Source organism: Paenibacillus anseongensis, from assembly GCF_009757995.1.
GTDB lineage: Bacteria > Bacillota > Bacilli > Paenibacillales > NBRC-103111 > Paenibacillus_E > Paenibacillus_E chondroitinus.
The window spans coordinates 1-22,524 of the sequence record NZ_WSEM01000038.1; the positions used below are offsets into that span (position 1 = coordinate 1).

The following is a 22,524-nucleotide window of genomic DNA, read 5'->3' on the forward strand; positions in this document are numbered from 1 at the left end:
GATTTCTAAGAGCAACGTTACTTTCGCTAACAACTCTCCGGAATTAGGGGGTCTGACCGCTCCCTGACTAAAAGCGCCTGTTTTCCTCGAATAGCTCCCTCTAGTTCCCTTATTTGCATGCGCAAAAAAAAAAGCAGCAGGCCGTTAATACTGCGCGGCCGCTGCTTCTTGATGACTACGATCCATGTTCACGAATTTGTTAAATTGCTTCAAGAACGCCAACTCAACAGTTCCTACCGGACCGTTACGCTGTTTGGCGATGATAATCTCGATAATGTTCTTCTTCTCGGATTCTTTATCGTAGTAATCGTCCCGGTATAGGAAGGCTACGATGTCGGCATCTTGCTCGATGGAGCCCGACTCCCTAAGGTCAGACATCATCGGACGTTTGTCCTGCCGCTGCTCAACACCCCGGCTGAGCTGCGAGAGCGCGATAACCGGTACATTGAGCTCACGCGCGATTTGCTTCAGCGTACGGGAGATCTCAGAGACCTCTTGCTGACGGTTATCGCCTTTGCCGCGGCCGGCAATCAGCTGCAAGTAGTCGATGAGAATCATGCCGAGCCCCTTCTCCTGTTGGAGACGGCGGCACTTCGCACGAATATCCGCAACTGTGATCTGGGCCGAATCATCGATGAAAATATTCGCTTCCGACAAGGCGCCGATGGCCATCGTCAGCTTCTCCCAGTCATCGCCTTCGAGATACCCCGTCCGCATGCGGTTCGCATCGACGTTCGCCTCGGCGCAGACCATACGTTGAACGAGCTGCGCCGCGCCCATCTCGAGCGAGAAAATCGCGACGGTTTCCTTGGCGCGTACCCCGACGTTCTGCGCTACGTTCAACGCAAACGCGGTTTTACCTACAGAAGGACGCGCTGCCAGAATAATTAAGTCGGAACGCTGGAATCCGGACGTCATCTTGTCCAGGTCAACGAAACCTGAAGGAACGCCCGTGGCTCCCCCTTTATTCGAGTAGAGAGACTCTACCTTCTCGAAGACTTCCATGAGCACATCGCGAATGACCACGAAGCCGCTCGAGCTGCGGCGCTGCGAGATCTCAAGAATCTTCGCCTCCGCTTCGCTCAGCATGGACCCTACATCGTCTTCATTGGCGTAGCCATTGGTGACGATTTGGGTGGCTGTGCGGATCAAACGGCGAAGCATCGATTTCTCTTCGACGATAGCCGCGTAATAGTCGATGTTAGCAGCTGTCGGCACCGCGTTCGCGAGCTCGGACAAATACGTAACGCCGCCGATCTCTTCCAGCTGCTGTTTATTCTGCAGAAGCGATGTTAGCGTGATCAGGTCGACAGGCTCTTGATCCTCCGCCAGCTCAACGATCGCTTCAAAGATGCGCTGATGCGCCCCTCGATAAAAGTCGTCGCTCGTAATCCGCTCCATCGCGGTAATCAAAGCGTCACCGTTAATCAAAATGGCGCCGAGTACGGCTTGCTCGGCTTCTATATTTTGAGGGGGTACGCGATCCATAAACATATTGTCTCCGCTCATGCTTCAGTACCCGCCTTTCTTTTCATAGTTTAGTAGTCTTGGTACCAGACAATAGATAAGAGCCCCTCCTAGGGACTCTCATTTGCCTTCTCAGTCACTTATTTCTCTTCCAGAACCTGTACGTTCAAACTTGCTGTAACTTCGCTGTGCAGCTTCACAGGCACCTTCGTAACGCCTAGCGTACGAATTGGTTCGTCAAGCACGATTTTGCGCTTATCAATCACGATCTTGTACTGCTTCTCCAAAACTTCTGCGATTTGCTTGCTCGGAATTGCGCCGAACAATCGGCCGCCTTCACCGGCTTTCGCTTTGATTTGAACCGTCATTTCGTTCAACTTCTCGCCTAGCGTTTTGGCATCGGCTTTCTCTTGATCCTTTTTGCGTTGTTCCGCTTTTTTCTGATTATCCAGCACCTTCACTGTCCCCGTTGTCGCGGGAGCTGCAAGCCCCTGAGCAATGAGGAAATTCTGTGCGTAGCCCTCGGATACTTCTTTGATTTCACCTTTTTTGCCTTGGCCTTTAACATCTTTTAGTAAAATGACTTTCATTCGAAAAGTCCCTCCTCTTCCTGCATCTCATCGAGTACTTTCTTCAATCGGTTCGTTGCTCCCTCTAACGTCGTGCCATCGAGCTGAGTTGCTGCATTGGTCAAATGACCACCGCCGCCCAGCCGTTCCATCACGAGTTGGACGTTCATCTGCCCCAGCGATCTGGCGCTGATGCCGATCAGTCCATCCGGCCGTTCAGCGATGACAAAGGAAGCCATAATATTCGTCATATTCAACAATGTATCAGCAACCTGTGCAATCATCAACTGAGAATATTTGCGATTAGGCTCAGCAACTGCCAAAGCGATATGCTCATGGATGGTTTCTGTATGCTTGATCACTTCGGCTCGCTCGATGTACGAATCGAGATCTTCCTTCAGCAAACGCTGAATCAGCGCGGAATCTGCGCCATTACGGCGCAAATACGAAGCGGCTTCGAAGGTTCTCGCCCCTGTGCGGAGGGAGAAGCTCTTCGTGTCGACTACGATGCCGGCCAGCAAAGTCGTAGCCTCGAGCACTTCCATCGTCAGCTTCTCATTGATGTACTGCAGCAGCTCGGTCACCAGCTCGCAGGTAGAGGACGCATAAGGCTCCATATAGACGAGCGTCGCGTCATTGATGAACTCCTCGCTGCGCCGATGATGATCGACCACAACGACCCTGTGCGTCTGCTGGAGCAGCTTAGGCTCGGCTACCATGGAAGCCTTGTGCGTATCCAACACCACAGCCAAAGTCCGCTGTGTCGTAATCTGCATCGCCTGCTCCGGTGTTATGAACCAGCGATGCAACCGCTCATCACCAGCAATCGTCTCCATCACTTTCTGGATCGAGGGATTCACTCCCTCAAGCACGATGTATCCTTCTTTGCCAATCACTTGCACAGCCTTCAAGATGCCGATCGATGCGCCGATGCAGTCCATGTCCGGAAAGCGGTGACCCATAATAATCACTTTATCGCTGTCCTTCATCAAATCCCTTAAGGCATGGGATATGACCCTGGCCCTAACCCGCGTGCGCTTCTCAACCGCATTCGTTCTTCCGCCATAAAAGCTCAGCCTCTGGCCCACTTTCACCGTCACCTGATCGCCGCCGCGGCCTAAAGACATATCCAGCCCCATCTGCGCCATTTGACCAAGCTCCATTAATTGCTCCGCACCAGATGCGATCCCAATACTTAGCGTCATCGGCAGCTTGTTCTCTATCGTCAGATCCCGTACATCGTCCAGAATTTCAAATCGCGTTTGCTCTAATTGACGCAGCGCTTTCTGATCCATCAGAATGAGGAAACGATCAGAGGACGTCCGGCGCAAATAAAGCTGATTCTTCTGAGCCCATTCGGTAATTTCACCCGTCACTTTGGCCAGCATAATGCTGCGCGTTTGATCATCCAGACCTTGCGTTGACTCCTCCAGATTATCCATCATGACGATACCAATCGCCGTCTTCTCATCTTCGTACTTTCTCGCCAAATTCGCATGCTCCGTGATTTCCCGGAAATAGAGCAGTCTTTCTTCGGGCCGAATCGAGACTTGATAAATGGACTTCCCGATGGTGAGATCTACTTTATCGCTTTTATCTTTTCGGTTTTTCAGGTCTGGCAAATATTCGTACAACGGCTCGCCGATGACGGAATCCTGCCCCAGCATTTTCGCCACAAACGGGTTGTGCCATTCGATGCGCTTCTCTTCATTATATAAAATAATTCCGATAGGAAGGCCGCTCATCACTTCATTTCCGGCTTTTTTGACCCGATGCGTAATCGTTCCGACATACATATTCAGCTCTTTGCGAAAAGCTGTTTCCGCTTGGAGCGTGAAGTACGCCAGAACGGCGCAAACCAGGAACGCCGTAACGCCCAGCCACCATTTGAACATATAGATGGTAGCTGACATGATGATGAGCAGAACGAAAATCCACACGATGTGTTGACCGTGCCATCGCTTCAAAAGGAACTTCGGCATTCGAACTAGCTCCTAATCCTATAAATTTTTCTTAAACCGTTCACGGATTGGAAACGCAACATCAAATACCCCTAGTAAGCTGTAAACGATAAAAAGTGGCGGCATGAAACAAAGAATGATCATCGCCACGATCGGCAAAATTGGCTTCCACTTGTTCGCATGCGCAACAAAGAATAGAAAACAGATCGCTTGAATAGCGAACGCCAGCATCAATAGTGGCATCGCATTCATCATCAGCGTCGGAATGAGTGAATTGGAAGCTGGATTCATGAAGAGATCGAGCACAAACACGATCAAATAAATCCACACCAACGATTTCTGCAGCATCCACTCGCGCATTGGGCGCAGACCTGGGATGCCTTCTCCTGTTTTGTTGAGCAGCCAGCGGCTAATGCCGTGAGTGACAAAGGTGTAGAACAACGCCACAAAGATCAGATACAAAGGTATTACTTGCACAATGAAATTCACATACCAGTCCTGGTCTTTTGGTAGAACCTCCCGAATCCCCGGCGGCATACTTGCAATGCTGTCCATCATGAAAAGTTTGAACTTCGCTACCGGATCGAATCCGAGCGAATACCCAATGAGCAGACTAAGCAGTGACTCCGCCAGAATGGTGATAATTCCTGCTGTAAGTACGGTTCTAGCGGCGGCTTTGCGTTTATATAAGTTACCCATGACCAGTACCGGCGGCAAGAAGAACAACGATACGGACATGAGGGATATCCCATGCCACTGGGTAAGCAAATAAACGACGAGCAAGCTGATGACATAACTGATGACGAATCGTTTGGTACTTGATTTTACATATAACATCAATACAGGAATCATGAGAAAACTAAATGTGAAAATAATAAAAGGCGTCATTAGAGATAGCAATGAAAGGATCGTCACCGCACTCCAAATGATGCTTTGCCAACTTCGATTCCCCAACCGGGCTCACCTCTTACGTAAATGTTCTTCGAGCGATGAAATGTCGCCGTACCAGTCCTCAAGTTGATGGCCCTCTTGGCGGTGCTTCTTCATTTTCTCTACAATGGCTTCGTCCAAATCGCGATAAGATATACCCAGTCTTCTCCCCAAAATATAGCCGCTTGAGATTAAACTGGCTAAGCCATCCACGATTCTTACATGGCTGCCTTCCCATATGCCTTTAAGCAGGTGCGCTACGTGATCTACGACTTCTGTCTTGAGCCACTCAATGACTTTGGCTCGTCTGGCTAGGTCTACATCCTTTTCCCTATTCAGCAACCGTCATCTCTCCTCATCCTACAAAAGACTATAGCGTTAATTATACCACAAAATAGGGGGAGAAAAGAAAGCCTCTACAAAGCCGCGAGATCTCTCCTCTCGCCTATGGACTTCTCGGCATACAAAAAAGACAGCCGTATAAACAGCTGCCTTCTTAGTAAACCCTATTCCGTTGTGTAAGGCAACAATGCGATTGTACGGGAACGCTTGATAGCGATCGTCAATGCACGTTGGTACTTAGCGGAAGTACCAGTTACACGTCTAGGAAGAATCTTCCCGCGCTCACTGATGAACTTTTTAAGAGTTTCGATGTCTTTATAGTCAATGTGCTTGATTTTGTTAACTGTGAAGTAACAAACTTTACGACGTTTACCTTTACCGCCTTTACCACGAGGAGCAAATTTGCGATCGCCGCGATCTTCACTATTGTTATCTCTTTTTTGGAAAGCCATGAATTTGTTCAGTCCTTTCTACTTTAGAATGGCAAGTCATCATCGGAAATGTCGATCGGTTTTCCGTCATCGATGAAAGGATCTTGCTGCTCGCGTGACCCACCGCCACGATTGCCACTGCCTCCGCCGCCGTAGCTAGCGTTTGCGTTCGATCCACCGTCTTCACGATTTCCGGCACCGTTACTGGATTCAAGGAAGCGTACATTATCGGCAATCACTTCGGTCACGTAAACTCTCTTGCCCTCGTTGTTGTCGTAATTACGTACCTGAATTCGGCCTTCCACTGCTGTCAAACGACCTTTACGCAAATAGTTCGCGCATGTTTCGGCAAGCTGCCTCCACGTGACGATATTGATAAAGTCCGCTTCGCGTTCTTTCGAACCTCCGCTTGTGAAAGGACGGTCTACTGCGAGAGTAAACTGTGTAACCGCAACGCCGGCTGGCGTATAACGAAGTTCTGGATCTCTGGTCAATCTACCGATAAGAATGACACGGTTCAACATAGAACATTCCCCCTGACGAAAATACTGGCATGCAATTAAGCTACGTCGTTTGTGATTAAGTGACGGATAACTTCATCCGTAATCTTAAGTACGCGATCAAGTTCAGTTACAACAGCAGGTTCTGCGTTGAAGTGTACAAGCACGTAGTGCCCGTCACGGAACTTATTGATCTCATACGCAAGACGGCGTTTGCCCATCAGGTCATGTTTGGAGACTTCGCCTCCACCGTTCGTGATGATGCCTTGGAACTTTTCTACTGTAGATTGAACAACTTCTTGCTCAACGTCAGTACGAATGATGTACATCAGTTCATATTTGCGCATGTATGTCACCTCCTTTTGGACTAAGCGGCCCCTGTTCAAGCTTGTTCGCACAAGCGAAGGAGCAAGGAGCGAGGATTCTTTTTCAAAACTCGCACCTGAATACTATAGCAAATTGAACGCCAGATTACAAGTCTTTCTCTCAAGGATGAACATGGCAACGCCTATCGTACATGCTTCCCCTTCAGGAGGGTAATCTAAACCTGATTGAAAATCTTTCGAAGAGGTGATCAATGTGGGTGAATGGACACAGTTCAATGAAGGCGATCATGTACCTAACGACGGCGTATACATCGAGATGGGTGAGAATGCCGTCCACATGGGTATTGAGAACCCGAAAATAGTCACGTTAAAAAAAGGAGACAGATTTCCGGCCAACAGCAACCATAATCGGAAATGGCACCGCAAAAAGCCTTAACTAGGAGAAATTCACCATGAGAACATCCACGTTTACTTGGCTGTTTACCTTCATTGGTGCAGCCCTCTGTTTAGGTCATTATTTATTTCACGATCATGATGCCTTTTACATGATCTTCTATGCACTTAGCGTTCCTGCCTGGTTTGCATCCACATTCACGGACATCTATGAGATCTCGATGTCTCGGATGCTCGTCATCTATGTATTAACGATCGCTACATGGGCGCTAGTCGGCTATGTCATTGATCGTTTCTCTATCAGTTACAGAAACCGCAACAGGAGCTATTAGCGGCTGAAATGAAGGAAAGCTGGCCCCTAGGTAGTTTAATTTACCTGCTTAGGACCAGCTCTTTTACACAATAAACCTGTACCCGGATCCCCAAACCGTACCTATGTACTGAGGTTTCGACGGGGTCTCTTCGATTTTCTCTCTGATTCGGGCGATATGAACCGTGACGGTCGAGGCATCACTCATCGCATCCAAGCCCCAGATTCTCTCAAAGAGCTCTTCCTTGCCAAACACCCGATTGGCATTCTGCAATAGAAATAGAAGCAGGTCAAATTCTTTTTGCGCCATAACGACTTCATTTCCGTTCACAAAGACGCGCCTTGCCTCCTTTTGAACCTCCAGACCTCTAACTTGAATCGTGCTTCCTTCATTCCCTTTGCCAAACCGTTCTTTCATCCGTTGAAACTTTTTCAAATGAGCCCCTACGCGCGCAACCAGCTCGCCGGAGCTGAAAGGCTTGGTAATATAATCGTCCGCCCCAAGGCCCAGACCATTAATTTTATAAATTTCCTCTGCTCTTGCCGATACCAGAAGAACGGGAATATCGTCATGCTCGCGCACTCTCTTCAATACCTCAAATCCATCTATATCCGGCAGCATGATATCCAAGATGATCAGCTCAAAGTCTTCATCCTTGAGAGCTTTCAATCCCGCTAATCCACTGTTCACTGTCTTAACAGAGTAACCGCTCAACTCGAGGTAATCTTTCTGGAGATTGGCAATACTTTGATCATCTTCAATAATCAGAATTTTTTTCATCATAACCTCCAAGCCTACTAGAACTTCTTCAGAGATATCATTATCTGAGTACCCTCTCCTACGGCACTTTTCGCCCATATTTTCCCGTCGTGACCTTCTACAATTTGCTTGGCGATAGCAAGTCCTAGCCCACTGCCGCTTTTTCTTGAAGGGTCCACCTGATAAAATCGCTCAAAGATATGGGGAAGTTTATTCTCCGGTATTCCTTTTCCATTGTCCTTAATTTCTACGATCGCAGATGTTCTTGTTTCCCTGAGGATAATCTCAATCTTCCCATCCGCTTTCTCTACATATGTCATGGCATTATCAAGAATGTTCTGTATGACCCTCTTTAATCTTTCACGATCAATTAAAACTTTGACTGGCTCATTAAGTTCGTTGATTAACGATAACGATAGGTTAGCCTTTTCATATTCATATTTATGATCTGCGACACAATCCTCGAAATAGCTCGCCAAATCACTCTTTTCAAAATGATACGGAAGCTGGTTCAAATCAAGCTTGGAGTATAAAAGTAGATCATCGATCATAGCGTTCACGAGAATCGCTTTGGATCGTGCCGTTTCCAGATACTCGTCCATTTTCTCAGGTGTCTTAGCGACCCCATCGATAATTCCTTCAATATATCCTTTGATCGAGGTCACAGGCGTTTTTAAGTCATGAGATATGCTTGAAACCAGAAATTTTCGGTTATCATCATATTTTTGCTGCATATAAACCGATTCCTTCAGCTTAATTCTCATGAGCTCCAGCGTCCTGCATAACTCTCGAACTTCTCCTTCGCCTTCTTCTGCAATCCCTTGGCTTAGATCACCTTCGCTAATTTTATTAGCAGCAGCCTTGAGCCTGGAGATCGGCGATATAATGCCGCGGGAGAATCGATACGACACCCAAAAGTTCGTTAACAAGAAAACAACGGTGAATACACTAACTGTAAATATGCCGAGCAGCATAAAAAAGTTCGTTTTCAGCTTGATTGGCGCAAGCAGCAGCAGAACACCGGGATCGCCAGCCGGCACCTTATAATCCACTCTTGTAATCATATACGTTTTACCGGCAAGTTCGACCTCATCGCGAGTTGCTTGGTTGTCTGAGAGCATAAGGCTTCTCTCAATATCGATCCTGTTGAAATTTTCCGTAGCGTATACAACTTCTCTATTTTTTAAAATAATCGCACTGGCATCCAAAGCGTTAACCCGATTAGCAAGCTCTTGTTGAAATTTCGCATCCAGTAGCTGCTCGAACTTAAGGGACTGTGCTTCTCTTTTGATCTCACTGATCGCCGCTCGAACTTCGAAAGCCTTCTGAAACTCCTTCGTATCAGCTTCGCGGCCAAAAACCTTCGTATAAGCAGCAACGAAAATAATGACAGCCAGAACTGTCAAACCAACGGAGAGCAGCACAGCCAGCGCATTCATCGTGAAGAAACGTTTGGTTAAATGCATGAAGATCCCTTCCTATATATCCTTACTGTCAAACAAATAATAACCTGTTGTAAATAACATCATACCACAGCCCGACATGATTAGAATCTGGCGGAATATTTTAAACACATTCATTGTTTCCGATATCCATAATGTATACCAATCCAGCATCGATGTAATGAAAAAACTGGAGTAGGATGAGAAGACAATGCCCAATGAATTAAAAACGATAAATATCAGAATCGAGAGGAAAAATACAGCTAGCCCCCCTTGTATCACGTTAGACAACAAGACGACAATTAGGGCAAACACAAATACGGGGAAAAAGGTTAATCCGTACGATAAAACAACCTTCAAGATCCCTGGCAAGCTAGCCGATGAGGGATTAAAAATAAACCCCGCTAATAACGAAAGAATCATCACAAATAAGAGATTGCCGGCAATAAATAAAGCTAAATTCAACACTTTTGCGCTAAACACACTGAATCGCGAGACTGGTCTCAAAAGTGTTATTTTCATTGTATTCGATGAGGATTCACCGTTAAACATATCGATCGCCACAAAGATGGCAAACAACGGCAAAAGCGTATAAGTAATAAACGATAGTACGACGATAGGAAATTCAACACTTCCTACAACCCGCAATCCAAGCCCATGCTTGATGGTTGTTACAGCGATCTGTCCGACCAAAACAGCAAGGATAGATAAAATGGCAGCCGCCATCATTTTTTTCTTTTTCAACAACTTCACGGATTCATTTATAAATGCGGCCTTAAACCCTTCCATTCCGGTCCACCTCACTAACAAAAAAGTTCTCCAACGAAGAATAATACGAGAGGATATTCTGCGTATATTCTACATTTACAAGCTTGCCCCCATAAATGATACCGATTCTTGTGCACGTCAGTTCCACATCATGAATCAAGTGGCTTGAGATAAAAAATGTCGTGCCTTCCTGCGAGAGCTGTTTAATCAATTTCCTCATCTCCAGCATCCCTTCAACATCTAGTCCGTTGAGGGGCTCGTCCAGAATTAATAATTTAGGTTTCGACAGTATCGCAGCTGCGATCCCCAGTCTTTGTTTCATCCCCAGTGAAAACTTTTGAGATTTCTCATTTTTATATTTCAACATGCCTGTGAGCTCGAGACACTCATCAATTCTCTTCTGATCAACATGCGGATAAAACCTAGCGAACATCTTTAAATTATCATTAGCTGTTAAATAAGGATAAGACTCCGCTGTTTCAATCAAACAACCCACATGCTTCATGGCGTTAACATAGTCGGCTAAAATGCTGGCACCGAAAATTTTCACATCGCCACGGTCTGGCTTCATCAGTCCAGTTATCATTTTCATAGCTGTCGTCTTCCCTGCACCATTCGGTCCCAAGAATCCGAATATATCGCCTTGATCAACATCCAGGTTTAACTCTGTGATCCCTCGGCCATTTTTGAATGCCTTCGTTAATCCACTTATTTCAATCGCCTTGACTGTCAATTTCCATCATCTCCCCAAAAAAACGCTCAGGAAGCCGCATCGGCAGCCTCCTGAACCTCTCTCTTCTATTCAAATATGCGGCTAAACTCTCCATCGTAATATGGTTTCGAGATAGATCTGTATGAATTTTCGTTAACAATCTCAACATTCATTTCAAAATAAACTTTGCCTGTAGCACCTTGATGAATGGAACCATTCTTCTGCTCGCCTTTTGCATCCTTATACGTGAATGTTGAGGACACGGCTGGATCATATTCAAAGTCGAAAACATCTTTATTCGGATATTCGCTCTCATAACCTGGAATAACCGTTTCGGAATATTTCCCTTTCACTTTATCGTTGTCTACGCTTGTGATCTCAACCATTCTTTCGCCGATTTTCACAAACTTACCGTCTTTCTCCATCACGATATCGTTTTTATATTTACCTACATACTTACTGCTAAATCCATTGGAGTAGCTAACTTTTTCAACTTTCGCGCCAGTTAGATCAGGTAGTGTGATTTTCGTATTACCAACTTCAGAAAGCTTTACAATGACATTCAGGTTCAAATCATGTTGAACACCGTTTTTATCTTTTCCGGACAGCGTAATATCGCCTGTTACATTTTCAAGGTAGCCAGCTTTATTTTCATTAGCCGAGCCTACCACCTTTTTCACAAATACATCGCTTTCTATAGTCGGCAAATCGCGCTCATCGTTCAGCATCTGTTTGATACCAAAAGAGGAGACAGCATTCAGGACGGCTGGTACCTGAGTTTCAGACAAGCTGCCCGAATATACTTTTCCACCTTCAGGTCCTTCCTCTACTTGCACGTAATCTTTCAAACCGCCAACCACAGCGTCAACGATTTTTTCAATCTCTGGTGCTCCCTTTTCTTTAAATGGATTTTTAAAATCCACGGTGCGATTTTTGCTGTCACTAGCCGGATATTCCATCACATAATAAGTATTGTCTGATCCATTTTTATTAACTGATTTCGTTATGTCGGAATAATAGTATCTTGATGTTGTTTCGCCATTGGCGTCTTTCGTCGTTGTGTTCTCTTCCTTCATATGTTTTTCAACATCCATCTTTTGCGACGTTGATCCTTGAATTAAGGTTTTATCGTTATCTTTCAACGTATACAGCGCTTCGAGAGTGTAATTCTTCATATCCTTTTCCATCATGTTTGCAGTTGTTTTTGCTGAACCTTTTAACCGGTCATAACCCGATCCAAGCAGTGTATCGGCGAATGCCGTGGATACGAATAAACACGCTCCAATCGTAAAGGACAGTACAGTAACGGATTTTTTACTAAGTTTCATCTCTTTTCTCCTTTTTAACACAATGTACGGGAAACGTTTCCTTATATTTATATTAATATAACCTTATTGAATCCATCTAAATGGAATATTAACAAAGTATAAACTCTTTTTTATGAGGAAGGTACTAAAAAAGCCGCACAGCTTTCACGCTGCACGACTTGATTTATTTCCTAAATACTTTCTTTTCAGAGATCATCCCATCTGCAAAATAAACAATTTCCGCAATGTAGCCAGGTTGATTAGAGATGGCGAAATCATAGGTTTTCTTACCATTCTCGTCTTTCACCAACTTGCCCTTTGCTCCTGTCTGCTTCACCAGATCATCATAGGTGCTTGTCATGCTTATCTTATCAGCTTGCTCCTTCGTTATCTGAGGAAGCGGCTCATCCTTTGTTGTATCGTTGCCACCGGCTGCTGGCGTTGCTGTGGCAGATGTTCCACCACCTGTCCCACTTGTTGCACTAGGCGTCGCTGAAGCCCCTGTGGAAGGCGTTACGGTCGCTCCTGCTGTTGGGCTTGGCGATGCACTCTCTTCACTCTTTTTAGCGCATCCTGTGGCTACTACAGCTAGTACCAGAAATATCATCATCCATCTTTTCATTACGCTTACCTCCTTCTTGTTGCTAACACATCAATATGAACTTATTCTGCTTTTCCTTTAGCCTTTTTATCCCTACTAGTTAGACAAAGGACTGAAAGCAAAAGAGCCTTCTACACCCTAATTGACGTTTTAAACTCCTAAAATGTTTCACGTGGAACTTAATAATGGAATTAATATGGTTCTGGACAAAATAAAAAAGTCTCCTGCAGATGCAGAAGACTTTCATTCCTTAGCTAGTAATAGCTTGTACGGAAAGAGTGGGATTCGAACCCACGCACGCCTCGCGACGCCTAGCTGATTTCGAGTCAGCCCCCTTGGGCCTCTTGGGTACCTTTCCAATAAAACGCGAGAACAGGATTTAGTATATCAAAAAATTCCTGTCCCCGCAAGTACTTTTCCACAGCATTTTTATGAGGATTCTTCCTCTTTTTCTGGGTTGGATCGAAGCACTTTCTTCAGTTTACTTTCGAACTTCGTTCTTGGTACTAGAACACTGTGTTTACACCCTACACACTTAATTCTAATATCCATCCCCATCCGTATGATTTCCATTTCATTCGTGCCACACGGATGGGGCTTTTTCATTTGCACAATATCGCCAAGTTGATACTGCTTTTTCTCCATACGTCCGCCACCGCCTTTTCAACTACATCGTCTCAATTTGCACACTATCGAGTCTCTTCTTAATTTCTATGTTCAAAAGCCTCGTCACATTAAATTGTCGCGTTGGTTTGCACTCTGCAATAATGCGAATCTTCAGATCCGTCGTACCCACCACTTGAACACCCAGCACTTCGGGCTGCTTCACAATATCCTCTGTAAGCTCTTGCACGTGCTTGACAGTATCCTTGAGAATTTGCGTAGCATCGTCAATATTTATATGATGAGGAATCGTCACATCGACCACGGCTAAAGAATTGTACGTAGAAAAATTGGTCACCTGTTTGATATTTCCGTTCGGAATGATATGGACCTCACCCGTCCAACTTTTAATCCTTGTGACTCGGATGCCGATCTCTTCAACGGTCCCTTTAAATGAATCAATTTGAATGACATCCCCTACACCAAACTGATCCTCAAAAATGATAAAGAAACCCGTAATCACATCTTTCACCAAACTTTGTGCTCCGAAACCTATGGCTAAGCCAAGCACTCCTGCCCCTGCCAGCAAAGGCCCAAGATTTAAACCAACTTGTCCAAGGATCAACATAATACAAATGAGGTTCACGGTGTAAGCTATTAAATTATGTATAAGGCTTCCTATCGTATTCGTTCTACGTCTATCAAACTTCAGTGGCGACTTGTCTCTAGCAGCCATCATATGTGCAATCGTTTTATCTGCAATTTTGATACATACTCTAGCAACAACATATATGAGAACAATTTTTACGATAATCCAAAATAGCGAAGCTAGTATTTCAGGGTTCGATAGATGCTCTCGAATCCAGTTCATCAAATCCGTGAAATACTTCGTAATAAAGGCCACGGTTTAGACCTCCTTTTTCATTCCATGGTAACATATTTATCTTCTTTTTTAAAATAGATGCCTCTGATTTCTACGTTCTCTGATTCAATAATCTCTTGAACTTGTGCTAGATTTTCTCCAGGAAATTCAATAGAAAGAGCGCAGCCGGCTGTAACTTCTTTCGGAGTAGGTCTGATGTCAATTTCTATGTCCGCGTACTCTAGCAGCATCTCGGCGCGCAAAGCCTGCTGCGTAGAATCGAAGGCTAACAACATAACGGAAATATTCAAGGAAAATCCCTCCTCTCCTACGTATAAATGTCTCTATCTATCCATATACTAGTAAAAAAGAAGAAGTACTTTGGAGGGATATAATGAAATTCCAAATTGGTTTCGACGGAATGAAAGACACGGAACTGACCCCACTCAAAATTCAGCACACAGACGCCGATACCCCTTTTCTTCTCTCTAAGCATTTGCAATCCATTTTTAGTAAGCTACCAACCTATCAACCTATCGTTGTTATCTGTGTGGGCACCGACCGCTCTACGGGAGATTCACTTGGTCCGTTAGTTGGCTCTCATTTGAACCGTACGACGAATCTTCGTAACCTTCACTTGTTCGGTACTTTAGATGAACCTGTCCATGCCATGAACCTGTCTGAAACCGTTGATAAAATTCAACGTCAATTCGATAACCCTTTTATCGTTGCCGTCGATGCTTGTTTAGGCCAAGTATCTAGCGTAGGGTGCATTCAAGTTGCTGATGGTCCGCTTAAACCTGGTGCCGGTGTTAACAAAGACCTTCCTCCGGTTGGCAATATCCATGTGACGGGAATCGTCAACGTAGGCGGATTCATGGAATATTTCGTTCTTCAAAATACGCGGCTCAGTCTTGTCATGAACATGGCGAATGTCATTGGCGATGCGCTTCACTCAGCATTACGTCGCACTCAAGCCTATGTACCAAGCACTAAGACGGCTTTACAGATTGATTAATTGCCTCTTTCTCTTCTGGACTTAATGTGTAAGTGGATTGTCCATTTTGAATCGGCTTCGCATACAAGTACATCTGCTCACGGCTATGTATTCCTGTCAAAACTACACCATCTTGATAATCATCCAAAATGGCAATTGTGAAGCTCAGGTTACTTCCTCCATCATTGAAGGCGTTGTATCGATGAATCGCTACTTTGGATTTCATCTTCGTTAGGGATTGGCGAATTGTATCAACCTGGGCTGACGTCATTGCTGACTCGGCCTTTTGATCGTTGATGGCTTGCTGCATTTCAATGAGGAGTTGCTCCATATTATCTGAACTTGAACCATTCATCATTTGCGTATATCGTTTACGCAAAGATGATAATTTCACTGAAAGTAAAATGATGATAAAGAATAAAACTAAAATCGATGCCAAAATGGCTAATACAACAAAGTTGCCATTCAATCCGAACAGTTCCCCCATGGTTGATCCCTCTTTCTACTTAGCATACTGCGATTGGATCTCTTTCACTGCATAAACAAGAGCATCCACTTCTTCATCTGTTGTAAAATAACCTATGCTTGCTCTTACCGCTCCACTAGCTAATGTACCTGCCGATTCATGAGCAAGCGGCGTACAATGATAGCCGGATCTAACGGCGATTTGAAATGATTGATCCAATATGAAAGCGACTTCCGATGAATCCGCGTTGTTCACATTAAAGGAAACAATCCCTGTTTTATTTTGTCCAAGAGCTGGACCAAGAATCGCAACTCCTTCAATTCCCAGTAAACCTTCCATCAGCATTTGCGTTTGACGCCACTCTTTTGCATGGATCTTCTCAATCGTTTCAGCTATTACAAATTTCACGCCTTCGTTTAATCCAGCAATACCAACTGTGTTTTGCGTACCTGCCTCATAGCGATCAGGCCTTACCTTTGGTTGATGAATGGCCTCTGATTGACTACCTGTTCCCCCGTGTAAGAGCGGCTCCAAATCAATGTCAGGATGGATGTATAAACCACCCGTTCCCTGAGGTCCTAGAAGCCCTTTGTGGCCTGGGAAAGCCAGCATATCAATATTCATATCTCCTACGTGGATAGGCAGTATACCAGCGCTCTGAGCACCGTCTACAAGCAGCTTAGCGCCATGTGCACGGCACATCTCCCCGATCTCTGCCACAGGCATAATCGTCCCCAATAAGTTAGAACTGTGATTAACAACTACAAGTGATGTATTCGACTGTAATGCCTTTTTGAAATCTTCCAGCTGGATATTTCCTTCTTCATCATTACGGATATAAGTCAGTTCTATTCCTATCGTAGCCTTCAAATGTTCCAATGGTCTGCGTACAGAGTTATGCTCAATATTCGTGCAGATAACGTGATCCCCGGGTTTTACAAACCCTTTGATTGCTTGGTTCAGCGCATGTGTCGTATTCAATGCAAAGGATAGATCATTCGGGTTTTTGATTCCAAACAAGCGAGCTAAGTTTTTCCTCGTTTCAAATAAGACCCGACTAGCTTTCACAGCCATCTGATGGCTTCCCCGTCCTGGATTAGCCGCATAATCTTGCATACATGTCATCATGGCATCCATTACAGCCGGCGGCTTTGGCCAGGAGGAAGCCGCTTGATCAAAATACATAACACCTTTCATATGTTCACCTACCCTCTCTCACGGATTCAGAATTCTACTCATAAATATAGCATACCTTAGTTTGATCTTTCTGCTCGAAAGAAAACCATCGGTATGCTATCTAATTTTAAGAGATTTTGCCTTGAAGCAATTCTAGCAGACGGTTCAAATCGTCCTTTGAATAGTAGAGAAGTTCGATTTTACCTTTATCCTGCTGATTTTTGATTTTCACCGTAGTACGGTAAATATCTCTTAATTGATCTTCAGCTTGGTTGATATAAGGATCTCTATTCTTTTCTTTTTGCTTCGTTTTTTCTTTCTCTTGACCCGGTGATTCCTCGAGCATTTTCACGGCTTCTTCGAGTTCGCGAACACTCCATTGCTTACTAATGGTGTTTTCTGCAAGCTCTTTTTTCACCTTGTCGTCTTTGACACCAACAATAGCTCTTGCATGACCCATTGATAATGTTCCACGTGAAACATATTGTTTAATTGATTCCGGTAATTGAAGTAGTCTCAGGAAGTTCGCAATATGCGAGCGGCTTTTCCCAACCTTAGCCGAAAGCTCTTCTTGGGTTAACGAGAACTGATCGATAATCCCCTGATAAGCAAAAGCAATCTCCATTGCATTTAAATCTTCCCGCTGAACATTCTCAATCAAGGCGATTTCCATGACCTGTTGATCCGTAAAGTTTCTCTCGACGGCAGGAATCGTTGCAATTCCTGTAACCTGAGAAGCTCGGAATCTACGTTCACCGGCAATGATTTCATACCCTTTAAGAACCTTACGAACAATAATAGGCTGGATAACACCATGTTCTCTAATCGAATCCGCTAACTCTTTAATGCTATCTTCGTTAAAATGCTTTCTAGGTTGATAAGGGTTAGCTCTCAATTGTGCTAAAGGAATTTGAATGACTTTATCGCTCTCATCAATATGTAGTGATGTAATTAAAGCATCCAATCCTTTACCTAAACCTTTGTTTAGGCCTTTGGTCATATCGAGATCACTTCCTTCGCAAGCTCTAAATACACTTCCGCGCCTTTTGATCTAGGATCATAAGTAATAATCGATTGTCCATGACTAGGAGCCTCGCTCAAGCGAACATTCCGCGGGATAATCGTTTGATATACTTTTGTTTGGAAGTATTTCTTAACTTCCTCAATGACTTGAATGCCGAGGTTCGTTCTAGCATCAAACATCGTCAATAAAACACCTTCAATTTGAAGCCCTGTATTAAGATGCTTTTGGACCAATCGAACTGTATTCAACAGTTGGCTTAATCCTTCAAGCGCGTAGTATTCACATTGAATTGGAATGATAACAGAATCAGCAGCAGTTAAAGAATTAATTGTAAGAAGACCTAAAGATGGTGGGCAATCAATAAGAATATAATCGTACATATGCTTAACAAGTTGCAAAGATTTCTTCAAGCGTACTTCTCTTGAAATGGTTGGAACAAGCTCAATCTCAGCTCCTGCAAGTTGAATCGTCGCAGGTACGATCTTAAGATTTGGAACATTGGTATCCACTGTTGCATCTTTGGGGTGGACATCGTTAATAAGCACATCATAGATGCAGTTCACGACATCGGCCTTGTTAACCCCGATCCCACTAGTCGTATTCCCTTGTGGATCGATGTCAACGAGAAGCACTCTCTTCCCTAGTGAAGCCAAGGAAGCACCCAAATTCACAGAAGTTGTCGTCTTGCCGACGCCACCCTTCTGATTCGTTATTGCTATAATTTTAGACAAAACCATTTCACCTCAATCGCTTATGTTCCAAATGCCATACTAAAGCAGTATATCTATCTTAACATATCTATCATTCAGTTACCTTATCTATATTTGATAGTTTTATCTCATAAGATGCAAAAAAACGGCTTGCGCCGTTTAAGGTAGCAATAAATGCTCAATTATTCTTAGGAATTTTAATTATAATTTCGTAGTGATCCTCATGATCTTTCTCAGACGTGTTAATATTCAGGCCTGAGCTTGTAACCATCTCAACAGATTGGCGAATGGTGTTCAAAGCGAGTCGAACATCCTTTGAAAAGGATACGCGACGTGACTTTTTAATCTTTGTTGCTTCCTTTAAAAAGTTAATCTTAATCTCTGTTTGTTTTACGTTCAGCTCTTTAGCAATGACTTCTTCAAGAATTTTCACTTGCAGCTCTTCTTGATCCAAAGCAAGCAAAGCTCTAGCATGACGCTCCGTGATTTTTCGCTCCATCAATGCCATCTTAACAGGTTCGCTTAGATGTAAAAGCCGGATTTTATTCGCAATCGTTGATTGGCTCTTACCGAGACGCTGAGCTAAGCTCTCTTGCGTCAAATCATGCATCTCAATCAATTGCTGATAAGCAGCAGCTTCTTCGATTGCAGTCAAACCTTCACGCTGCAAATTCTCGATTAGAGCAATGGATGCAGCTTGAGAATCATTGAAATCTCTTACAATTGCAGGGATTGTATCAAGACCTAGCTTCTTAACAGCTCTTAGGCGCCGTTCTCCGGCAATGAGTTCGAATGTATTGTTTTTGACTCTGACAACGATTGGCTGAATAACACCATGCGTTCGAATCGTTTGGCACAATTCATCAATACGATCATCATCAAATAAGGTTCTAGGTTGATATGGACTTGGAATAATAGTATTAACCGGTATGTTTTTGACCTCATCCGTCGACGAACGATCAGCAAGTCCAAATAGCTTTGAAATTTGTTCTTTCATAGGAAACCCTACCACCAACTCTTCCCGTAGTTTAAGCGACCATTACGATCCAAAGATAGACGACCTCTTCGTCCTACAGAACGAAAACGCTTGTCAAGAATACGGCGAAGTATGACAAGTGCAATCACATAAACTCACTACAAATAGAATAGATTCTTACTATAATATATTCTTCATCGAAGCAAGATTTCCTGCTTTAAGCAATTGTGAAACTTAATTGAATAATGTTTCACGTGGAACATTTTTACCTTTTCATAAGAGGCTCTTTCAGTGGAAGTCCAGCCTTTCTAGGATACTTAGCCGGTGTTGCAGCAAGCTTTTGAATTTCTACAAAATGCCTCAACGATTCCTCAACAGGCAGCTGCATCTTAAGAACTTTAATAACTTTCCCCTTCAACTCAGATAAGCTATAAGCAGACTCACTTAGCTCTTCTTCAATCTCAGACCCCTTCATTGCAATAAACGTACCATCCTTCTTCACAAAAGGAAGACAAAATTCATTCAATACTTGAAGTCTAGCAACAGCTCTAGCTGTAACCAGGTCAAACTGATCACGATATTTAGGGAGTCTAGCAATATCCTCTGCTCTACCATGAACGCAATCCGTATCCGATAAACCTAATTGTGATACCAATTCTTTTAAAAACAAGATACGTTTATTCAAAGAATCGATAATCGTAACCTTTAGATGAGGAAAAGCAATTTTCAAAGGAATGCTTGGAAACCCGGCGCCAGAGCCAATGTCTGCAATCGTAGATATAAAGCTCATATCAAAATTAAAAGAAACAGAAAGAGAGTCGTAGAAATGCTTTAAGTATACCTGCTCTCTCTCCGTAATACCTGTTAAATTCATTTTCTCATTCCACTCTACAAGTGTCTTAAAATATTGCTCGAACTGTTCCAGTTGTAGAGCGGAAAGAGTAATCTGATGTTTCTCTAAAAATTGAACAAATTGTTGTTGAATAGCATCCATATGTTAACCTCTAGCCGCCGTGACTCTGTTATAGTGTTCCAAATACACAAGAAGGATAGAAATATCGGATGGTGTCACACCTGCAATACGCGATGCTTGACCAATCGAAATCGGACGGATTTTAGCGAGCTTTTGCTTAGCTTCCGTTGCAATCCCATGAATTTCGCTATATTCGATATCATCCGGAATCTTCTTCTTCTCCATTTTACGCAGACGCTCTACTTGATTACTTTGTTTCTCAATGTAACCCGCATATTTAACTTGAATCTCAACTTGCTCTTTCATTTCATCGTCCAGCTCAAGTGGTGAAGGAGACATCTGTTCAATATGTTTATATTCAATTTCAGGGCGACGAAGCAGCGCGATTGCTGGAACAGAATTATTCAAAACTACACTTTCCAAGCTTTCCAAAAGCTGTTGAACATGCGGTTCCGGTCTAATTTTATCCGTATTCAAACGCTCGATTTCTTGGTCAACTAATGCTTTTTTATTTAAAAACGTCGCGTAACGCTCCTCCGAAATCAACCCAATATCATGGCCAATTGGTGTTAAACGCAAATCAGCATTATCGTGGCGAAGCAGCAAACGATATTCCGCACGGGACGTTAATAGACGATATGGTTCGTTTGTCCCTTTTGTAACTAAGTCATCAATAAGAACACCGATGTAACCTTCGGAACGATCTAACACAACTGCTTCTTTACCTTGGACTTTGCGAGCCGCATTAATTCCAGCCATAACCCCTTGCCCAGCTGCTTCTTCATACCCCGATGTCCCGTTAATTTGTCCGGCAGTAAACAAACCGCTAATAAGCTTAGTCTCCAAAGACGGCTTCAATTGAGTTGGAACAACCGCATCATACTCGATGGCATAACCGGTACGCATCATTTCTACTTTCTCAAGGCCTGGAATGGAGCGCAAAATACCAAGCTGCACATCTTCCGGCATACTAGTTGATAAACCTTGTACGTAGTACTCAGATGTATTACGGCCTTCCGGTTCCAGGAAAATTTGATGCTTCGGTTTATCGGCAAAACGAACAATTTTATCTTCAATGGATGGGCAATATCTCGGCCCAGTACCTTCAATCGCACCTGAAAACATTGGAGCACGGTGCAGATTCGAATTAATAATGTTATGCGTCTCTTCAGATGTGTACGTTAACCAACAAGGCAATTGCTCATTAGCAGCCCCAGATTTTGTCTCAAAAGAGAAAAACTTAGGTTCTTCATCACCAGGCTGAATTTCCGTTTTACTAAAGTCGATTGTATCTTTATGAACCCGCGGCGGAGTTCCTGTTTTGAAACGCACGAGATCAAAACCTAATTTGCGAAGCGACTCCGATAGTTTCACTGAAGGCTGTTGATTGTTCGGACCGCTCTCGTACATAAGCTCACCCATGATAACTTTCCCTCTTAGGTAAGTTCCTGTCGTAAGGACAATTGCTTTAGCATAATACTCAGCGCCTGTTTTAGTAATAACACCTTTGATCACGCCATCTTCAACGATGAGCTCTTCAGCCATACCTTGACGTAACGTTAAGTTTGGCGTTGCTTCAATCGTTTCTTTCATTTTGTGCTGATATGAAAATTTGTCGGCTTGTGCACGAAGAGCGTGCACAGCTGGACCCTTGCCAGTATTCAGCATGCGCATTTGAATATAGGTTTTATCGATGTTGCGGCCCATTTCGCCGCCGAGTGCATCGATCTCCCGAACAACGTGGCCCTTTGCAGGACCACCAATAGATGGATTACAGGGCATGAAAGCAACCATATCCAAGTTAATTGTTAAAAGTAGTGTATTACATCCCATCCGGGCAGATGCCAGAGCAGATTCGCAACCTGCGTGTCCAGCGCCAATGACAATAACATCAAATTCACCAGCATGATATCCCATA

Annotated in this window: 27 protein-coding genes and 1 tRNA gene; 3 read left to right on the forward strand and 25 right to left on the reverse strand. The window is 43.9% G+C overall.

The window, feature by feature from the left end:
• Positions 1-144: 144 nt before the first annotated feature.
• The 8 genes from dnaB to rpsF form a co-directional block, all read right to left on the reverse strand.
• Positions 145-1,509: a replicative DNA helicase gene (gene dnaB, locus GON05_RS34990; protein WP_157326141.1), complete on the reverse strand. Its 1,365-nt coding sequence runs from the start codon at positions 1,507-1,509 to the stop codon at positions 145-147.
• 98 nt (positions 1,510-1,607) lie between these two features.
• Positions 1,608-2,057, reverse strand: coding sequence for a 50S ribosomal protein L9 (gene rplI / locus GON05_RS34995; RefSeq protein ID WP_127454045.1), 450 nt, complete (start codon positions 2,055-2,057; stop codon positions 1,608-1,610).
• Positions 2,054-4,018: a DHH family phosphoesterase gene (locus GON05_RS35000; RefSeq protein ID WP_157326142.1), complete on the reverse strand. Its 1,965-nt coding sequence runs from the start codon at positions 4,016-4,018 to the stop codon at positions 2,054-2,056. The genes rplI and GON05_RS35000 overlap by 4 nt, the downstream gene beginning before the upstream one ends.
• Before the next feature lie 18 nt (positions 4,019-4,036).
• Entirely contained in the window at positions 4,037-4,951 is a 915-nt protein-coding gene (locus GON05_RS35005) for a DUF2232 domain-containing protein (RefSeq protein WP_127454049.1), read from the reverse strand.
• Positions 4,952-4,957: 6 nt separating this feature from the next.
• Positions 4,958-5,269 (reverse strand): MazG-like family protein, encoded by a 312-nt coding sequence (locus GON05_RS35010; RefSeq protein ID WP_127454050.1) that lies wholly within the window; start codon positions 5,267-5,269, stop codon positions 4,958-4,960.
• Between the two features lie 164 nt (positions 5,270-5,433).
• Positions 5,434-5,721 carry a 30S ribosomal protein S18 gene (gene rpsR, locus GON05_RS35015; RefSeq protein ID WP_029196139.1) on the reverse strand — a complete coding sequence of 96 codons (288 nt, stop codon included), beginning with the start codon at positions 5,719-5,721 and terminating at the stop codon, positions 5,434-5,436.
• Between the two features lie 23 nt (positions 5,722-5,744).
• Positions 5,745-6,224 (reverse strand): single-stranded DNA-binding protein, encoded by a 480-nt coding sequence (gene ssb / locus GON05_RS35020; protein ID WP_127454052.1) that lies wholly within the window; start codon positions 6,222-6,224, stop codon positions 5,745-5,747.
• Positions 6,225-6,259: 35 nt separating this feature from the next.
• Positions 6,260-6,547, reverse strand: a complete 288-nt coding sequence (gene rpsF / locus GON05_RS35025) for a 30S ribosomal protein S6 (protein WP_127454054.1) — start codon at positions 6,545-6,547, stop codon at positions 6,260-6,262.
• A 232-nt stretch (positions 6,548-6,779) separates the two neighbouring features.
• Here rpsF and GON05_RS35030 point away from each other — a divergent pair, with 232 nt between their 5' ends.
• Both GON05_RS35030 and GON05_RS35035 read left to right on the forward strand, forming a co-directional pair.
• Positions 6,780-6,962, forward strand: a complete 183-nt coding sequence (locus GON05_RS35030; protein WP_127454055.1) for a YjzC family protein — start codon at positions 6,780-6,782, stop codon at positions 6,960-6,962.
• A 16-nt stretch (positions 6,963-6,978) separates the two neighbouring features.
• On the forward strand, positions 6,979-7,251 hold the full coding sequence (locus GON05_RS35035) for a hypothetical protein (protein ID WP_157326143.1): 273 nt from the start codon (positions 6,979-6,981) through the stop codon (positions 7,249-7,251).
• Between the two features lie 63 nt (positions 7,252-7,314).
• On the opposite strand, the gene GON05_RS35040 is transcribed toward GON05_RS35035, so the two are convergent.
• From GON05_RS35040 to GON05_RS35085, 10 genes are all read right to left on the reverse strand, one after another.
• Positions 7,315-8,010 carry a response regulator transcription factor gene (locus GON05_RS35040; RefSeq protein WP_157326144.1) on the reverse strand — a complete coding sequence of 232 codons (696 nt, stop codon included), beginning with the start codon at positions 8,008-8,010 and terminating at the stop codon, positions 7,315-7,317.
• A 17-nt stretch (positions 8,011-8,027) separates the two neighbouring features.
• Entirely contained in the window at positions 8,028-9,455 is a 1,428-nt protein-coding gene (locus GON05_RS35045; protein WP_157326145.1) for a sensor histidine kinase, read from the reverse strand.
• A 12-nt stretch (positions 9,456-9,467) separates the two neighbouring features.
• On the reverse strand, positions 9,468-10,220 hold the full coding sequence (locus GON05_RS35050; protein ID WP_157326146.1) for an ABC transporter permease: 753 nt from the start codon (positions 10,218-10,220) through the stop codon (positions 9,468-9,470).
• Positions 10,207-10,932 (reverse strand): ABC transporter ATP-binding protein, encoded by a 726-nt coding sequence (locus tag GON05_RS35055; protein WP_157326147.1) that lies wholly within the window; start codon positions 10,930-10,932, stop codon positions 10,207-10,209. Before GON05_RS35055 ends, GON05_RS35050 begins: the two co-directional genes overlap by 14 nt.
• 65 nt (positions 10,933-10,997) lie before the next feature.
• Positions 10,998-12,239 carry a hypothetical protein gene (locus tag GON05_RS35060; protein ID WP_157326148.1) on the reverse strand — a complete coding sequence of 414 codons (1,242 nt, stop codon included), beginning with the start codon at positions 12,237-12,239 and terminating at the stop codon, positions 10,998-11,000.
• Between the two features lie 163 nt (positions 12,240-12,402).
• On the reverse strand, positions 12,403-12,840 hold the full coding sequence (locus GON05_RS35065; RefSeq protein ID WP_157326149.1) for a type 2 periplasmic-binding domain-containing protein: 438 nt from the start codon (positions 12,838-12,840) through the stop codon (positions 12,403-12,405).
• A gap of 249 nt (positions 12,841-13,089) precedes the next feature.
• Positions 13,090-13,177: transfer RNA gene (locus tag GON05_RS35070), tRNA-Ser, on the reverse strand.
• A gap of 71 nt (positions 13,178-13,248) precedes the next feature.
• Complete coding sequence (locus GON05_RS35075) at positions 13,249-13,464, reverse strand: DUF951 domain-containing protein (protein WP_157326150.1); 216 nt, start codon at positions 13,462-13,464, stop codon at positions 13,249-13,251.
• Positions 13,465-13,486: 22 nt separating this feature from the next.
• Positions 13,487-14,326, reverse strand: coding sequence for a mechanosensitive ion channel family protein (locus GON05_RS35080; protein WP_246069075.1), 840 nt, complete (start codon positions 14,324-14,326; stop codon positions 13,487-13,489).
• A 17-nt stretch (positions 14,327-14,343) separates the two neighbouring features.
• The gene (locus GON05_RS35085; protein WP_157326163.1) at positions 14,344-14,580 is read right to left on the reverse strand and encodes a putative Se/S carrier protein; all 237 of its coding nucleotides are present in this window, start codon (positions 14,578-14,580) and stop codon (positions 14,344-14,346) included.
• Positions 14,581-14,678: 98 nt separating this feature from the next.
• Here GON05_RS35085 and yyaC point away from each other — a divergent pair, with 98 nt between their 5' ends.
• Positions 14,679-15,302, forward strand: coding sequence for a spore protease YyaC (gene yyaC / locus GON05_RS35090; protein WP_157326151.1), 624 nt, complete (start codon positions 14,679-14,681; stop codon positions 15,300-15,302).
• On the opposite strand, the gene GON05_RS35095 is transcribed toward yyaC, so the two are convergent.
• From GON05_RS35095 to mnmG, 7 genes are all read right to left on the reverse strand, one after another.
• Positions 15,277-15,768: a DUF4446 family protein gene (locus GON05_RS35095; RefSeq protein ID WP_157326152.1), complete on the reverse strand. Its 492-nt coding sequence runs from the start codon at positions 15,766-15,768 to the stop codon at positions 15,277-15,279. The two genes, yyaC and GON05_RS35095, sit on opposite strands and share 26 nt — an antisense overlap.
• Positions 15,769-15,783: 15 nt before the next feature.
• The gene (locus GON05_RS35100; protein WP_157326153.1) at positions 15,784-16,944 is read right to left on the reverse strand and encodes an aminotransferase class V-fold PLP-dependent enzyme; all 1,161 of its coding nucleotides are present in this window, start codon (positions 16,942-16,944) and stop codon (positions 15,784-15,786) included.
• Positions 16,945-17,050: 106 nt separating this feature from the next.
• Positions 17,051-17,923, reverse strand: a complete 873-nt coding sequence (locus tag GON05_RS35105) for a ParB/RepB/Spo0J family partition protein (RefSeq protein ID WP_157326154.1) — start codon at positions 17,921-17,923, stop codon at positions 17,051-17,053.
• Positions 17,920-18,678, reverse strand: coding sequence for a ParA family protein (locus GON05_RS35110; protein WP_127454079.1), 759 nt, complete (start codon positions 18,676-18,678; stop codon positions 17,920-17,922). Before GON05_RS35110 ends, GON05_RS35105 begins: the two co-directional genes overlap by 4 nt.
• A 157-nt stretch (positions 18,679-18,835) precedes the next feature.
• Complete coding sequence (gene noc, locus GON05_RS35115) at positions 18,836-19,654, reverse strand: nucleoid occlusion protein (protein WP_157326155.1); 819 nt, start codon at positions 19,652-19,654, stop codon at positions 18,836-18,838.
• Between the two features lie 244 nt (positions 19,655-19,898).
• Entirely contained in the window at positions 19,899-20,627 is a 729-nt protein-coding gene (gene rsmG / locus GON05_RS35120; RefSeq protein WP_157326156.1) for a 16S rRNA (guanine(527)-N(7))-methyltransferase RsmG, read from the reverse strand.
• A gap of 3 nt (positions 20,628-20,630) precedes the next feature.
• Positions 20,631-22,523: a tRNA uridine-5-carboxymethylaminomethyl(34) synthesis enzyme MnmG gene (mnmG, locus tag GON05_RS35125; protein WP_157326157.1), complete on the reverse strand. Its 1,893-nt coding sequence runs from the start codon at positions 22,521-22,523 to the stop codon at positions 20,631-20,633.
• Position 22,524: the final 1 nt, after the last annotated feature.